Raw genomic sequence first — 16,022 nt, 5'->3', positions numbered from 1 at the left:
TTTTCTTCTACAGTGGATTTTAGTTCTTTTAAATTTTCACTAAAAAAAATCGGGGAAATAGAATTTTGAAGTATCTCCTTAAAAATACCGGGAGAATTAAAAAAGCACTGCGTTTTTCCTGTTCTGCGACCTACACTTATGGTATTTTTTTTAGTAAATAGGTACAAAAAAATACCATAAAAAAGCAGTTTAATTTAGTATGGTTAAAATCAAGACTATTGATTTTATATATAGGGGTTTTTTCCATTGTTAAACTGGAACTTTCTTAAGACTGAAATAGAAGCTGATGACTTTCTTATCGACTGCAAAAGTCAGGCTTCATATGAACAAGAAACAATAGAAAACGCATATTATTTTCCCTTCATTAAAAAAGCTCTGGGTTCCGATCCGGACTCTCAGAAGAAACTCTATTTTCCCCTGGTAAAAATATTGGACTTAGTTGAAGAAACTAAAAAAAACAGGATTATTGTCTTTGACGAAGGTATGGGAATGTTTGCGGCCCGGATGGTATATCTGCTTCGCTGTATAGGGTTTAAGGAGTCCTATATCTTTTCCGGAAAATGGCCATTGGAAGGTGTAAAAATTGCGGAGGGTAAACAAATCCTGGAATTCGAGATTCCTCCAAAGGAAAAAGCCAAACCTATAAAAGGCGTGGTAGATAAAGCCTTTATGGAGAAAAATCTAACCCGTCTTCAAATTTTTGATGCCAGGACCAAAGACGAATATGAAGGCTTAAAGCCTCGTATGACAAATCCCGAAGAAGGAACCCTCTGTGGAAGACTTCCGGGAGCTTTTTTATGGGACTGGAGAAGTCTTTATGCTGAAGGTGGAAATCTTATCGAAAAACCCTTTTTTATTCGGAAGCTCCAGAGTTTTCCCTTTATGCCGGAACGAACTACTGTTGTCTATGACTACAATGGAGCTCGCTCCTGTTTACATGCTCTTATGCTAAAAGAAGTAGGTTATCAGGAAGTATACACATATCAGGGTTCCTGGTTTGAATGGAGAAAGTCAAATCTTCCCAAACAGGCTGTATCTATTTTTGGTCAGGGTAAAACCAGCACATCTGCACCAAGACTCGGTGGACTTAACAGGAAATAAATTTATGAAAAACTTAATTCTATTAATTTTTATTGTAATTCTCGGGAATTGTTCCAAGAAGCCCAAACTGGAGTTTTCAAAACAGGAAAAAGAAGGAAACCTGTCTGAAACAGTTAGTTACAAACTTGGAAAAGATTACCTGACTCTTTCTCATATTCCTTCCAAGAAAAACTTCTTTCGAATTTCCCTAAAAAAACCTTTTTTAGAAGGAACTGTAGTAGAGACAAAAGTAGATTACAAAATGGCTTCCTTCGAATTCGAAGAAAATGTAAAAGAGAAATGTTCCAATCAAAAAATAACTTCTATCGAAGAAAAACCTGTATTCGGTGCGGCCAAACCCACAAACCAGCTCTTATTAAAAGGCTCTCTCACTGGGGAAAACTGCAACACATCTTTCTTGCTTAGTTTTACACCTACAGCCGAAAAGAGTCTCGGCTTCTCAGCAAACCTATACGGAGAAAACCTAAACCAAATCACATTCCGCTACGCATCCTCTTCCACCGAACAATTCTTCGGATTCGGAGAGCAATTTAGCCATTTTAATTTCAAAGGAAAACGCTTTCCTCTTTTCACCGAAGAACAGGGAATCGGTAGAGGAGACCAGCCCATTACCTTTGGAGCCAATTTAACTGCGGGTGCCGGTGGAAATGAATTTACTACCTATACTCCCATTCCTCACTACATCACTACAGAAAACCGCTCGGTTTTCTTTGAAAATAGTTCTTATTCCATTTTTGATTTACAGGATCCGACTGAAGTAAGTGTAAGCTTCAAAGAAAAATCCCTGAGCGGGACTGCCTGGGTCGCCGAATCTCCTCTGGATCTGATAGAGCTTTATACAGAAAAAACAGGTCGCTTTCCGGGCTTACCGGACTGGGCGTATGGAACCTGGATGGGACTACAAGCCGGAAAAGAAGCAACCCTTAAACATATTCAGGAAGCAAGAGTCGCCGGAAATCCGGTTACTGCTCTCTGGATCCAGGATTGGGTAGGTAGACGAAAGACCTCCTTTGGTTCCCAACTCTGGTGGAGATGGGAAGCCGACGAAACGTCTTATCCGGATTTCTTGAATTTCACACAGAGTCTGGAAAAAGAGGGTATTGTAGTCCTGGGTTATATAAACTCCTTTCTGGCAAATGAAGGCAAAATGTTCGAAGAAGCAAAAGCAAAGGGCTATCTTGTAAAAACTGCCGATGGCAAGGATTATGAAATCGCGACAGCCGGCTTTCCTGCTTACCTGGTAGATCTCACAAACCCTGAAGCCAGAATCTGGATGAAAAATATTATCAAAAATAATATGATGGGAAAGGGTTTAAAAGGTTGGATGGCAGATTTTGGAGAATGGTTACCTTATGATGCCCGCTTAAAATCAGAGGAACCGGCATCCCTGCATCATAACCGATACCCGGTAGAATGGGCCAGGCTAAACCGGGAAGCCATACAGGAAGCAGGGAAAGAAGGGGAAATTGTATTCTTCACCCGTGCAGGTTACTCTTATTCCAATCGCTATTCCACTCTTTTCTGGCTGGGAGATCAAATGGTAAGTTTTGGTATGAATGATGGGCTTGCTTCCACCATTGTCGGTTTGAATTCCGGTGGTATCAGCGGAATCGCCCTGAATCATAGCGATATTGGAGGTTATACAACCATCAATAATCCGATTCGAAATTACCACAGGAGTAAAGAATTGTTCTTCCGCTGGACAGAACTTAACGCATTTACCCTGATATATAGAACCCATGAAGGAAATCGCCCGGAAAAAAACCATCAACCTTATAGCGATAAAGAAACCATAGAGTTCTTTGCAAAATTTGGTAAGGTTCATTTTGCCCTGAAGGATTATTTAAAATTTCTTGTTGAAGAAGCAAAAACAAAAGGTTATCCTGTAGTGCGACATCCTTATTTGCATTATCCCTCTGATCCGAACACTCATGAACTGAAATACCAATATATGTTAGGAAAAGATATGCTGGTTCTTCCGGTCTATAAACAAGGTGGAACTTCCGTAAGTGGCTATTTCCCGGAAGGAAAATGGATCAATATCTGGACAGGAAAAATTCAGGAAGGAAAGAAAAGAGCCTTCGTTTCAGCCCCTATCGGAAAACCCGCTGTATACGTAAAAGAGGGTGGAGAATGGTCTGAAAAAATTCTCAGTTCTATAAAAAAGGCTCTTGAATAAGTTAAAAACCCTCTAACTTTTGAATACTAAAAAGAAATATACATAAGCTGCTTGCTCCTACAAACAGATTTATCCAAAAAATTATAAGGATAAATCTGTTTCTCAGTACACGGTGCTGTCTTGTTAGCTTCAGATTCATAAATAAAGTATACCCCCTCTTCTATTCTATCAAATTAAAGTATTATTACAAGAGAATTACATAATCCAATTAAACCGGGTTGATCGGATCCGGTTTCCAAATTTGATAAATCGATTGACATTCCGGATTTCCGCCTGTAATAATACATTATGGAAATTCAGGAATCTGTTATTGTTCTGATTCTGGACAAAGGCAAAATTCTCTTACAAAAAAACCGGCAGTGGAACGATCTCTCCTTCGTAGGTGGAAAAAAAGAAGAATACGACGGAGATGATCCTATAGAAACAGCCTATAGAGAAGTAGAAGAAGAACTTGGGATAAAACGAAAAGAAGAATTTACATTAGAAAGACTAAAGCCCGGTGTGATTGAACTCAACCGATTTAGCAAAAGAAAACAGGAATACAGGAATTACCGCATCTGTCCATTCTTTCTAAAAATGCCAGCTTCTTTAAAAACTAAATTAGAAGCTGAAGAAAACTGCTGGATAGAGCTGAAAAACCTATCTTCCTACAGTTCCCAGGAAGAACAGATTAGTGCCCTTGTGCTGGATATTCTCCCTTCTTTAGATATTTCTAATAAAGAATCTTTTCAATGAAAGAAAATTCTCGAACAGACGAAATTACGAGGGTTATGAATCGCCTGAACCTGATCATTAAAGTTCAGGACAAGCAGGTAAAAGAAACCTATTACCTGTTTATGAAATCATCCAAATTATGGGCGGATATAAACTTCGTAAGTGCCAGGATTTTTTCCAATAATACCCCCGGAATTAAAATTCGAAAGAAAAATGCTCAAAGCTTCTCGTTAAATTCTCAAAATGAAAAGCTCCTGAATAAACATCTTTATCGTTCCGAAGAAAGTCTGACAAGAGAAATCTGTATTGACTTAGCCGGAGAAGAACTGGATAAAGTTTTTGGAATCAGGGATTTTGATGGAGAACTACTCCCTCATACGATAGACTACATTGAACCCTCCAAAACCGTAAGTGCAATAACCTATTACCGACATCACTTCTTTGTTCTTACCCGGATTTCAGATCTCAAAAGACTCATAGGGCTTAAGACAATAGAATTGATTCCTTTATCCCTCATGAAAAGCCTGGCAGATAAAAAAAATACTCTGCATGAGGGATATAATCCGAGTATGCTCCTCGAAAAATTTATCCGACATAAATTTTGGGAATTGGACCCCTATCCTTCTCCTGAGCTCATACAGGAAAATGAGAAAAATCGTATCGGTGTGTTATTCAGTGATATTAAAGGATTCGGAACCCTTGTAAAAAACTTTCCCTCTATTAAAGAATCCGAATCTACCCAACTCATGATAAAGAAATATCAGCACCACTCAGCCCTGGAAATAAAAGCTAATGGAGGCTATGTAATTCAGACAGCAGGTGATGCTTTTATGGCCATCTTTAAATTACCGGAGAATAGCACGGACGATTCATCAGACGTTATTCGCATTATTCGCGCAGCCCTCGGAATTTTAAAAATTAGCAAAATAGAAATTGACGAAGCTTCTATGCATCTTGTGACCAGAGTAGGTTTAAATATTGCCCATATTGAAGAAGGTTTCCTCGGAGCCCTGGATCTCAGAGAATATACGGTATTCGGTAAAGATGTAAACATTGCTTCCAGATTAGAAAAAAAGGTCGATGAAATTGCAGAGTCCATAGAAGGCTTCGCGGGAGGTCTTTTATTCAATCTTTCTAACTGTAAAGATAATATCAAGGATACTGAACTTCGGAGTCTTCAAAAAGTAGAACAGGAATTAAAAATAAAAGCCGGTGGCTTTAAACTCAAATCTTTCAGCAATCGATTGAAAAAGTTTTCTAATGAAGTCAAGATGAATTATGTCACAGATTCACTCATGGAAAAAATTATCCGGGAATTAAATCCGTATTTAAAGGAATTATCCAGGGATGATGAATATTCCTACCACATTAGTGCTGAAATCCGGGAAGTTCAGGTAAAAGAAGGTAATACCAAGTGTATCTTTTTATATAAGCAAAAAAAAGATTAACAACAGATGTGTTATCCTAAGCTTATTTACTCTCAGGAGCAAAGGAAATCGAACTTAACAAAATTGAAAAAATGTTACTCAGTTGGTTCAAAATGATATGGCCTTAATAGCCTATTTTTATTACCGGGAATTTAATTGTACAACCTATGAAGCCTGGACAGAAATCTATCGATAAAGTAACCGAATTCTAATAAGCGGGTGTCTTTGATTTGAATGACTTCTTTTTGGAATTGAAGTTCGAGATAATCATTCATCTGGCCTTCGTATTCAGTTCGCTTTTTTGTCATTTTACTAAAATCATCACGTAAAAAAATTTTATCCTTTCGTAAAAAAAACTGAAAGAGGAGTTTTTCTTTATCAAAAACGATTCGGTAAGGTTGAAAGGGATTCAGAGATACAATATATATAAAAAATGTAATAATACCGAAAGTGAGAAATAAGATGAGTCCCGCACTGAAAGAGGAAATGGCTATAGATAGAGAAATGGGTATTAACATAAATAAAGAGAGTGAATAATATAGCTTTCTATAAAATCCTGTTGGAAGTTTCACTTCCCAGGGAAAAAGGTAAGAGTCTTCCCCGGCCAGCTCATTGAAATCGAGATATTTACTTCTTAAATCAGCATAAATTTTGGAGAAGTTTTGAATTCGCGTATTAATAAAAATCGTCTGATTCTGTTTATCTTTTATTTGCAAAGCAGGAAAAATATAAATTCCTTCTTTGAAAATTCGAATATCTTGAAAGCTAATTTGAATTCTCCTAAATCGATTCCAGTAAAAAAGCTTTTCCTCTTTTAGAATGAGATAACCGGAGTTTCGTATATAGAAAAAATATGACATTACAAATAGGATAGAGGAAAAAAAAGTAAAAAGAAGTCCTATGGAAATTGCGGATGTATCTTTCTGAAACACAAGTAGTAAAAGTATCATCAAACAGGATAGAGCCAATGATGAAAAGAGGATACTTGCAAAAATAGCTATCGGGAATTGAACCGAATAGATAATATCCCTGTCGCTAAAAGAAAACTCTTTCGGAACTTTAAGCTCTTTCGATTTTAAAGAAGACAGGGCATATAAACCGGCTGGCAACAAAAGAGCTTCTAATAGTAGAAATACAAAATATATAGGAGAAGGCCTGGATAAGGTGTATAAATAATATAATGGAAAACTAACATTCATGAAAAATAAAAAACTATAGATAAATTTCATTTATATTATATTCAAATTATCTCAATTATTAAATTGAGGACGGGGTTTATTTAAATAGGATTTCAAATATTCGTAAACCTGCTTGGATTCCAAAAACTTCTGATTCATGAGTTCGTAAATTTCCGGTTTTGCATTATGATGCCGGTCCGGATGGTACATCATAATAATCTTTTTCCAGGCCTTCTCCAGTTCTTCTGAGGAATAATTTGCATTCAGGTTAAAAAAATCAATACTCTCTTTGAAACGAATTGCTTCCTTTTGACCCGATGGTTCCGATGTCTGGTAGGAAGAATCTTCATAACCAAATCCCCTATTTTTTCTGACATTATAAGCATAATGAGCGGAACGTTTGATCTGGGCTTGATAATCTCTAGGAATTCTAAAATAAGAACATATTCTCTGGAATAAAATTTCCTCTTTATAACGAATCTGACCATCGGCTATAGAAACTTCATAAATCACCCCGAAGATTAAAAGATATAAAGTTTCCCGGTTAATGGTATCTAAAGAATCTACAAGCCGCAGATACAAATTAATTACTTCGACAATAGAAGGAAAAATACTATCTTCCCCTATTTCTTCTATATGTTCACGAGTAAGTAAGACTATGTCGCGAATAAATTTCTGTTCGACCTGACCGAATCGGGTTTTTAGTGCAAATTTTATAGCATCAATTTCTTCTTCCGAGATTCTTCCATCCGATTTTGCTATATGAATACTCACCGAGGCGATGACTCCGGAAAGAACCTCTGTGGGTGTTCTCATGGCAAATTCCCGTTTTAACTTGGAAATAAGGGAAGATCTTGTATTCTGAAAGTAATCTTCAGAGGAGTTATTCCCTCTTTTTAAAGAAGGTCGCCGAGTACGGGAACTGGCTTCTATTTTCGCAAAGCCCCACCAGATCAGTAGAAAAGCCAGCCAGAGGGAAAAAAAACCATGAAGGTTCATTAAGACAAAAATCCCTGCAAAAATAAGTAAAATACCGGAAAACATACGGGCTAGTATCGGGGTAGAGAGGGATCGACTTGCTTGATGTAGGCTAAAATTCCTCCCTGAAGGTTAAATAAACCGGAAAATCCCTGTTCCTCAAGCTCATTCAGGGCTTTAAAAGAACGAATTCCACTTCTGCAATAAATAATCAGATCCAGGTTCAGCGGGCGAAAGTTCTCAATTTCCCGAAATCTGCTGCGAATTTGTTTTACAGGAATCAGGTAATCCGTACCGGGAATGGTGCAAATTTCCTGTTCCATAGGGTTTCGTACATCTAAGAGAAAAAAATCATCCTCTCCCTTCTCCCTCGCTTGCAAGCGTTTCTCCAGTTCCAAGACGGTTATCAGTTTCTCCATAGGATTCTACAGGTGAAAAAGGAAGTTCCTGAAGTCTCGGATCCTCTTTTTTCTTTCTTTTTTTAGACTGCCTTTTCTTACCTGTATAGATTTTTCTTCTTTTAGGAAAGGATTTTTTTTTCTCCAGATCCTGAATAACCCTCTCCACGATGGAAATTATGTATTCTTTTTCTTCCGGCTCCAAAAATGGAAGCTCAGATTGTTCCAGCACTAATTTTTCCATAACATCCCTCCAGATCGGGTTTTAGTACAAGTATACGTTTCTAAGAGACAAAATAGAGAACTAATACTAATTTTTTATATAGTAAATTATTTTTTTATCCATTTCAACTTTTTTTTATATGCCTAATACTTGATAAATTATAGACTTGTTAAAAAACTTGTAATTCTAAAAGTTAAACTTAGTTTGTATAAAATATGCTAAACGTAGAAATGTTACATAACCGTTTGATTAACGGGCAAAAGATAGAGTCAGAATTTCGTTTCATTTCTGATGAGACGACTCAGGACATCTATAACCTTCTTATCAATATTTTGAGCTATTTTGACCAGCTTTTTTTAGCAGAAATCATTTCTACAATCCTAAAAGAACTTCTCATGAACGCTGTAAAAGCCAACGCTAAGAGGCTTTTCTTTCAGCGAAGAAACCTGATTATTGAAAATCTTCAGCACTATAAACTCGGAATGTCCGAGTTTTTGAATGAAGTCACCTATAAATGGGATGAGCAAAAAGATTTCATTGAGGAATCCGAATACTATGTTCGACTCGAAATTCTACCCTCTGAAGAGAGTCTGGGGTTCCGGGTAACTAACAATTCTTCCATTTTACCGGAGGAGTTAGAACGGATAAAAAAACGAATCGAAAGTGCCAAAAAATACAATGACCTATCAGATGCCTTTCTGGATCTTTCGGATAATCAGGAAAGTGCCGGTCTGGGAATTATTCTAACCCAGGTTTTGCTGAAAAATTCCGGAATTGGAACTGAAAAATTCCGTATTGATTCAGACGAGAAGCAAACCGTTGCCAGTCTGGATATCCCCAAGAACGCTATCCCGAAGGTTATGCACAGTAAGTTCAATGAGAAAATTCTCAATGAAATTGAAACGATTCCCCAACTGCCTCAAAGCCTACACCGGATCATTTCCCTTTGTAATAACCCTGAAGCTGAAATGCAGAGTATAGCCACCGAGATAGAGAAGAACCCGGCTTTAAGTGCGGAGCTGCTTAAGCTCTCGAATTCGACCCTTTTTCTTACACGTAATAAAGTCAGTAATATTCTTACAGCCATTAAAATTGTGGGTCTAAAAAACATTAAGAATATGCTTTATGTATCCGGGGTAAGAAAACTCCTTTCTAATCGATACGGAAAGGTACAGCATATCTGGGAACATTCGAATAAATGTAGCGTTTTTGCAAGAGAAATCGCTTTTAATTACGGCAAATCCAAGCTCATGGATCTGGCTTCTATCGGAGGACTTTTGCATGATATTGGAAAATTAATCCTTTTAAGTCTGGATAAAAATCTTATTAAACAGATGGATAACCTGATTGAAAAAGCGAATATTCATTCGGTGCTCATTGAAGAAGTGTCTCTCGGAATTTCTCATGCAGAAATCGGTTCGGTTTTGGCAAAAAAATGGGCTTTTCCGGATGAACTTGTGGATATTATCGCCTATCATCACAGACCTTTTTTAGCACCTGACTCTGATAGGGAAGTTACAGAAATTGTCTATCTTGCAAATAAAATGGTGGATGTGCTTTCCGGAGTTGCGAGCTACTATACTATCGATAAAAAGATCCTGGAAACTTACGGTCTGGATGATATAGATAAGTTCAACCGTTATACTGCCAAATTAAATAGTAAATACATATAAATTCATGCCCATCCTTCAGGTTCGTGATATTTCTTTTATCCGAAATGGAAGGCCTATTCTTCAATCCATCACCTTTTCTATGGAAGAAGGGGAACACCGGGTAATTCTCGGAAAAAATGGTTCCGGTAAAACTACCCTGATTAAAATTCTTTTTGGCCACCTCTGGCCCAGTTCCGGAAAAGTAGAGGTTTTTGGAAAGACTTTTGGGACTTTTCCCTTGCGAGACATTCAAAAACGAATCGGTATACTGGAGTCTACCCGACAGGAAGAAAGACTACAAAGAAATTTAAGCCCGAGAGATATTTTGAGAAGTGGACTACTCGGAAGTATCGGAATTTATGAAAATTTGGATAAAGAGCAGGAAATACTTGTAGATAGGTATATAAAGGAAAATACCTGGATTAAGGAAGCGGATGGTCTTTATCTAAATCTCTCCGCCGGTGAAAAACGAAAGCTTCTATTACTTAGATCCCTGATTTCCGAGCCTGAATTATTAATCCTCGATGAACCTACATCTTCTCTGGATATTTCTGCCCGGGAAGATTTCTTTTTACTCTTAGAAAAATACAGACAAAAAAAACAATTTAGCTCGGTTTTAATTACTCACAGAACCGAAGAGATACCGCATTTTTATTCTCATGCCCTGTTTTTAAAAGAAGGAAAAATGGTTTTCTCGGGTACTATAGAGGAAGCGATGAAACCTCAATACTTAGAAGCGGTTTATGACTTGTCCCTGGAAGTTCAAAAGAGTTATGGACGTTTTTATACCCATGTTAAAACCTCCATCTTTCCGTAAATCTGTGAGCTCCTCAAAAGAAAAACTTAAAAAGGACTCATCTGGGAGTACTACCTGATTGTCTAAACCAACTTGGACGGAATATAGATAATATGAAAATACTAATATGCCATGAAACCTTCAAGCATTGTTATGGAGTAGATAGGCTGATGCTACTTCTAAGCAGGGAACTTAAAGCGAAAGGACATGCAATCGCTGTTATATGTCACGAGTACGAAGAAGAACTACTTAGGACAATCAGTTCGGAAATCTATCTGATTCCTAAAACAAAGACTTTACTCGAACAAAATGAATATACCCTGCAATGGCTAAAGAAAAATGGGAATGCTTTTTCTATCAGGCCTGATAGTATTATCGTTTCAGGTTCTTCTTTCCTATCTTCCTTGCAGTATTTGCGTGATAAGAGTAATAAATTAGTATTTTTCGATCAGGGGATGCAGGCTTTTGATAATGACTTTTCCGACTCAGAATTAAAAGTATATGTAAATTTTCTTGAATTGCGAAGAAAAACCCTTTCTTATGCACATGAAATTGTATGCGGAAGTACTTTTATCCGTGATTCTCAAACAATTTGGGATACGGAAAATGCAAAAATTCGTATAATTTATAATCCTATTGGATATTTAGAAGAACCTACTTATCTACATAATTCTGTTCTTGAACTAATCGAAATGTGTCGGAGAGAAGAGATTAAAGTTGTCATAGTCCTCGAAAGAAGCTGGGAAGAAAATAAGTATAAAAACTCTTTGAAAATTATTGAAATATTACAAAAGGTACATAAAAGTATTCCAAACTGCATTGTCTTTGTATTATCAGATCCGAATATTTTTCAGGCACCACCCGAACTTGAGTTTTCTCTAATACCTATAGGTCATCCTTCGGATACAGAACTTGTAGAAATACTAAAAAAAGTAGACCTGTGTATATCTCTATCTACCGAAACCTTAAACCTTTCCCTGCTTGATGCCCAGAGTTTAAAAAAACCGGTGCTGGCATTGGATGTGACTATTCACCCGGAAATTATCCTTCATCCCTGGTATCTATGTAAAAGTTACGAGGAGATGGTTTGGAAATGGATGGCTATTTTAAACCAGGAAGGCCCTGATGAAGAGGTATATGAATATAATTATAAGAAATTTCTAAACTATTTTCAAATAGAGAATTTCATATCTAATATTCTACTTTGTTTGGAAAATACAACTTCTCAACTTGAGAATGAAGAAATTGGACAATATTCTTCTCTTTTGGTATTTATAGATATTTCTTTTATAATGAAAGAAAATATCGAAGCAGAAAAGATAGAGTTTATAAAAGAACTATATAGAGAATTTCAATACTTCCTTGACCCTATTTTAGTGATATGGAATAAAATAGAAAAAGAATTTGTCTTGCCTCAAAAATCGGACCTGGAAAGATTACAAACCCCTGAAGGTCCGAGGCTTTTTGATAATACAAAATTATCTTCAGATAAGGAGAGCAGAATCAGCTTATCTGATTTTCTAAGACTAAGAACTTTTCTTCCCTCCTATCTTTTTACCGTTCATAAAAACAATATCGATGTACAGAGCTACGCACAAAGACGCAATTTACAACTCATTTCATTTTCTGAATTACAAGACAATTTTACTGAATCTTTTTGGCCGGAAAAATTAGACAGAAAGGAGTATCTTAAAAATTTACTAAAACCTTATGTAAGAAAGCGAGAATATTTTTATGGGAAGAAAAATGTAATACTTTATAATGTTACGAATACTATATCCTACGGAAAAAAAGCAAATTCCGGAATCCCCCGTGTCACCCGATCTTTAGCTCGTGAACTACAGAAAAAAGCAAATATTCTGTTTGTCACGTATTTACAGGATGAGCAAACCTTTCGCTTATTGACAAAAGAAGAAATGGAAACCCTGTCTCTTTTTGAAGGGCCACTAATGACCGGAGAATACCAGTATAATACAGGAAGAATAAAATACCTTGAACCTTTTATTACAGAGAGACGTTTAGAAATCAATTGGATCGTTATACCGGAAGTATTAGATAAAACTATTATTGAGGGAATTTTGTCTTACGCAAAAAATCATCAAAAAAAAGTTGCAAGCATTTTTTATGATGCGATACCCGTTCATTACCCAGAACTCTGTCATCCGACTATAAGCGGAATACACAGCCAGTACATGAAGTCTATTTCTGCCTGCAATACTATAGTCTCTATCTCTACATTTTCCAATACTGAATTATTGAAATATTATAAAGAACATAAACTGAAATATAATAATACACTAATAAATTTACTACCAGGTGAACAGGGAACAAAAAGAGAAACTAAAATTCAGAGTCTGAGTGTAGGAGACCGAAAGACAATTCTCTGCGTATCCACTCTTGAACCCAGAAAAAACCATAAAACTCTCATCGAGGCCTGCCTGTTTTTAGAAAAACAACACCCCGAATTAGATTGGATTTTAAATATAGTTGGAAGTCCTTATGTCGGTGCGGAAGATATATCTGCTTATGTAGAGTCAGTCTGTCGGTACAATTCAAAAATCAAGTGGTTAAAAGTCATAGATGAAAGTACATTAAAGGATTGTTATAAACAGGCAAGTATAACTGTCTACCCTTCCTTTGTAGAAGGATATGGACTTCCGATTATGGAAAGTCTCTGGTATGGTAAACCCTGTATCTGCTACAAACAGGGAGTAATGTCCGAACTGGCAAAGGAGGGAGGTTGTCTTACAACGGATGTGATGAATCCTCAGACTCTTGCTGATGCAATCTATCAACTCCTCATGAATACAGAACTCTATAGAACGAAATCAGAAGAGGCCATCAAACGAAAGATAAAAACCTGGGAAGAATATGCACTGGAATTTTTAGAGAAATTAGAATTCCATAAACACTAAAAGAAAAGTAAAAAGCCTTGATTTTTTTACATTTCAATAAATTATTTCGTCTCATTATAGATGGAGTTCTATCATGAAAAAGTTATTGTTTCTTATACTCTTCCTGTTTTTATTCCTACCTTTTCGAGAATCTAAGGCTGAAGTTACCTGTAGCGGAAGTAATTGCTCTGCGATTCCCGCAGAATATTTCTTAAAACTTGGTGATTTAGATTATGCTTTGCAAACCCAGTATGTAAACCAGATAACTAATTCAATGGTGGAAGCTAATATTGTTACCATTGTTAGCTCCTCCTTTGTGGGCACAGGTTTTACCGATGATGTTGAGTTCGGAGTTGTGGCCGGTGCCGGTGGAGTTTATAAAAAAAGTATTACGGTTCGTGGAGGTGGATACGAACTTCCCGATTTACCCAATGCCGGTATTTCTTTTTCACCATCTGCTGAGGCTGCCTTCAACCTCGGCTGGGTAGTTACTCAGTTTAGGGACAATCCTGCTCCCGCCTTTTTAAATGATATTTCACTCTACTTCTATTTCATGGATACAAAATCCGGTTATGCAGATTTTCGCTCTTTTTATGCATCAAAAGATAAATTTGAAGGAAGCGCTGCAACCAATAAGAAGGGACTTACGATTCGTTATCGGATTTTAAAATCATTCACCATATTTCCGTTCTTTTTAGGATTCAGCGGTTTGAATCTTGGGGCCGGTTTTAGTTCTCTACGAAACGATGTATCTTTAAGTCATTATGATAAACCCAATCCTACAGTTAATTTTGGTCCCTTTGTAGGTACCTGGGATACAAGAACCAACTTTGGCTTACATACAAAAGGACTGGGAACAATTTTGGATTTGAGAACCGGGTTTGATTTGTTTTATTTTTTTACCCTTGTTCTGGGCGGAGGATATAGCGATGTGACAAGCGAAGTAGAAATTAATGCAAAAAGAGCGGGTCCATTTGAATTTAAATTAAGCTCATACAGCAACAATGCGAGTATGTTTTCCCCGGATGCCTATAAGTATTTTTATGATTATTCAAAGCAGAATGAAACCTGGATTCCCGGTGGTTTCTTATCTTTTGATATGAGAGACAAAGCCAAGCTCAAGAGAGGAAAACCTTTCGGGGTAGTAGGTCTGCAATTTAATTTACTATTTTTTCATGTACTTGCAGAAGCCTACTACTTAGATAAAGCAAGAGCTTTTAATGTAGGAATAAAAATGGGGTTTTAGTTTTTTACTTCAATCTTAGATGCTGTATTTTTCGCTTTTTCTCTGGCTTCTTCTATTGTTACTCCCAGGGCCAGAGCTACCCCCATTCTTCTTCTGCCTTTAAAGCCCGGCTTTCCAAACAGTCGGATTGCTGTATCGGGTTGTGTAAGTGCTTCATTAATATTTTCAAAAACAGGTTCCCTGGATTCACCTTCTTCCTTCGTCAAAATTACTGCTGATGCCGCCGGAGTATATGTATGTATTCTTGGAAAAGGAAGTCCTAAAATTGCTCGGAGATGCAAGGAAAACTCTGAATGGTTCTGGGAGATCAAAGTCACCATTCCTGTATCATGAGGTCTTGGGGAAAGTTCACTAAAATAAACCTCCTCTTTATCTACAAAGAACTCAACACCAAAAATTCCCCTTCCGCCGAGTCCCTGTACAACTTTTGTAGCCATCTCCTGCATCTTATTTAAAGCACTCAGACTAACCGGGTGAGGTTGCCAGGACTCCACATAATCACCGCCCAGTTGCAAATGACCGATGGGATCCAGAAACGAAATACCATCCACATGTTGTATGGTTAAGAGGGTTATTTCATAATCAAAATTGATAAAGCCCTCAATAATAACACGGCTATTTTTCTGTCCTCTGCTCCCTTCCTGGGCATATTTCCAGGCTTTTTCCAGATCGGAATCTCCTTTTAAAACGGACTGCCCCTTACCGGAGGAACTCATAATCGGCTTGGAAACGCAGGGATAGCCAATTTCTTTTACATTGGACTGAAACTCCTCAAAATTCCCGGCAAAGCGATACGGAGAAGTTTGTAAACCCAATTCTTCCGAGGCAAACTTTCGAATCCGTTCCCGGTTCATTGTCATATTAACAGCTCTGGCAGATGGAACTACCGTATAACCCTCTGCCTCCAGTTCAAGAAGAGCTTCTGTTGCAATCGCTTCTATTTCAGGAACTATAAATAAAGGCTGGATCTCGTGTATGAGCTTTTTCAAAGCTTCTGCATCCAACATATCGAGGACTCGAAATTCATGTGCTACCTGCATAGCCGGGGCACTTTCATACCTATCAACTGCCACTACCTGTATACCGTATCTCTGCGCTTCAATAGCAACTTCTTTACCGAGTTCTCCGGAGCCCAAAAGGACCATTTTTGTTGCAGATTTTGAATGGGGAGTTCCAATACTAACCATAGCTACCTCTTTACTTCTATTTCTATGAAGTGGAAGTAGAAGTAAAGGA

13 protein-coding genes are annotated in these 16,022 nt (G+C 37.2%); 8 read left to right on the top strand and 5 right to left on the bottom strand.

Features of this window, described 5'->3' with window-relative positions; translation table 11 throughout:
- The first annotated feature begins 246 nt into the window (after window positions 1-246).
- From H7A25_03840 to H7A25_03825, 4 genes are all read left to right on the top strand, one after another.
- A complete protein-coding gene (locus tag H7A25_03840; protein ID MCP5499007.1) occupies window positions 247-1,101 on the top strand; it encodes a thiosulfate sulfurtransferase in 855 nt (284 codons plus the stop codon).
- A gap of 4 nt (window positions 1,102-1,105) precedes the next feature.
- A complete protein-coding gene (locus H7A25_03835) occupies window positions 1,106-3,280 on the top strand; it encodes an alpha-glucosidase (GenBank protein MCP5499006.1) in 2,175 nt (724 codons plus the stop codon).
- A gap of 288 nt (window positions 3,281-3,568) precedes the next feature.
- Complete coding sequence (locus H7A25_03830; GenBank protein ID MCP5499005.1) at window positions 3,569-4,015, top strand: NUDIX hydrolase; 447 nt, start codon at window positions 3,569-3,571, stop codon at window positions 4,013-4,015.
- Complete coding sequence (locus H7A25_03825; protein ID MCP5499004.1) at window positions 4,012-5,442, top strand: adenylate/guanylate cyclase domain-containing protein; 1,431 nt, start codon at window positions 4,012-4,014, stop codon at window positions 5,440-5,442. The genes H7A25_03830 and H7A25_03825 overlap by 4 nt, the downstream gene beginning before the upstream one ends.
- A gap of 131 nt (window positions 5,443-5,573) precedes the next feature.
- Here the strand turns inward: H7A25_03825 and H7A25_03820 are convergent, their stop codons facing one another.
- Genes H7A25_03820 through H7A25_03805 form a run of 4 tightly spaced genes read right to left on the bottom strand, consistent with a single transcriptional unit; the run spans window position 5,574 to window position 8,219 of the window.
- A complete protein-coding gene (locus H7A25_03820; protein ID MCP5499003.1) occupies window positions 5,574-6,620 on the bottom strand; it encodes a hypothetical protein in 1,047 nt (348 codons plus the stop codon).
- Between the two features lie 51 nt (window positions 6,621-6,671).
- On the bottom strand, window positions 6,672-7,598 hold the full coding sequence (locus tag H7A25_03815; GenBank protein ID MCP5499002.1) for a TerB family tellurite resistance protein: 927 nt from the start codon (window positions 7,596-7,598) through the stop codon (window positions 6,672-6,674).
- A 50-nt stretch (window positions 7,599-7,648) separates the two neighbouring features.
- A complete protein-coding gene (locus H7A25_03810) occupies window positions 7,649-7,984 on the bottom strand; it encodes a rhodanese-like domain-containing protein (GenBank protein MCP5499001.1) in 336 nt (111 codons plus the stop codon).
- Window positions 7,929-8,219, bottom strand: a complete 291-nt coding sequence (locus H7A25_03805) for a hypothetical protein (GenBank protein ID MCP5499000.1) — start codon at window positions 8,217-8,219, stop codon at window positions 7,929-7,931. Before H7A25_03805 ends, H7A25_03810 begins: the two co-directional genes overlap by 56 nt.
- A gap of 194 nt (window positions 8,220-8,413) precedes the next feature.
- Here H7A25_03805 and H7A25_03800 point away from each other — a divergent pair, with 194 nt between their 5' ends.
- From H7A25_03800 to H7A25_03785, 4 genes are all read left to right on the top strand, one after another.
- Window positions 8,414-9,871: an HDOD domain-containing protein gene (locus H7A25_03800; protein MCP5498999.1), complete on the top strand. Its 1,458-nt coding sequence runs from the start codon at window positions 8,414-8,416 to the stop codon at window positions 9,869-9,871.
- Between the two features lie 4 nt (window positions 9,872-9,875).
- Window positions 9,876-10,667 carry an ATP-binding cassette domain-containing protein gene (locus H7A25_03795; protein MCP5498998.1) on the top strand — a complete coding sequence of 264 codons (792 nt, stop codon included), beginning with the start codon at window positions 9,876-9,878 and terminating at the stop codon, window positions 10,665-10,667.
- 92 nt (window positions 10,668-10,759) lie between these two features.
- Window positions 10,760-13,561, top strand: coding sequence for a glycosyltransferase (locus H7A25_03790; GenBank protein ID MCP5498997.1), 2,802 nt, complete (start codon window positions 10,760-10,762; stop codon window positions 13,559-13,561).
- A gap of 73 nt (window positions 13,562-13,634) precedes the next feature.
- Window positions 13,635-14,786 carry a hypothetical protein gene (locus H7A25_03785; GenBank protein MCP5498996.1) on the top strand — a complete coding sequence of 384 codons (1,152 nt, stop codon included), beginning with the start codon at window positions 13,635-13,637 and terminating at the stop codon, window positions 14,784-14,786.
- Here the strand turns inward: H7A25_03785 and purT are convergent.
- Complete coding sequence (gene purT / locus H7A25_03780; protein MCP5498995.1) at window positions 14,783-15,973, bottom strand: formate-dependent phosphoribosylglycinamide formyltransferase; 1,191 nt, start codon at window positions 15,971-15,973, stop codon at window positions 14,783-14,785. The genes H7A25_03785 and purT overlap by 4 nt on opposite strands.
- Window positions 15,974-16,022: the final 49 nt, after the last annotated feature.

Source organism: Leptospiraceae bacterium (genome assembly GCA_024233835.1).
Classification (GTDB): domain Bacteria; phylum Spirochaetota; class Leptospiria; order Leptospirales; family Leptospiraceae; genus JACKPC01.
The sequence above is the reverse complement of the archived record's forward strand: the minus strand, read 5'-3'. Positions and strand labels throughout refer to the sequence as shown.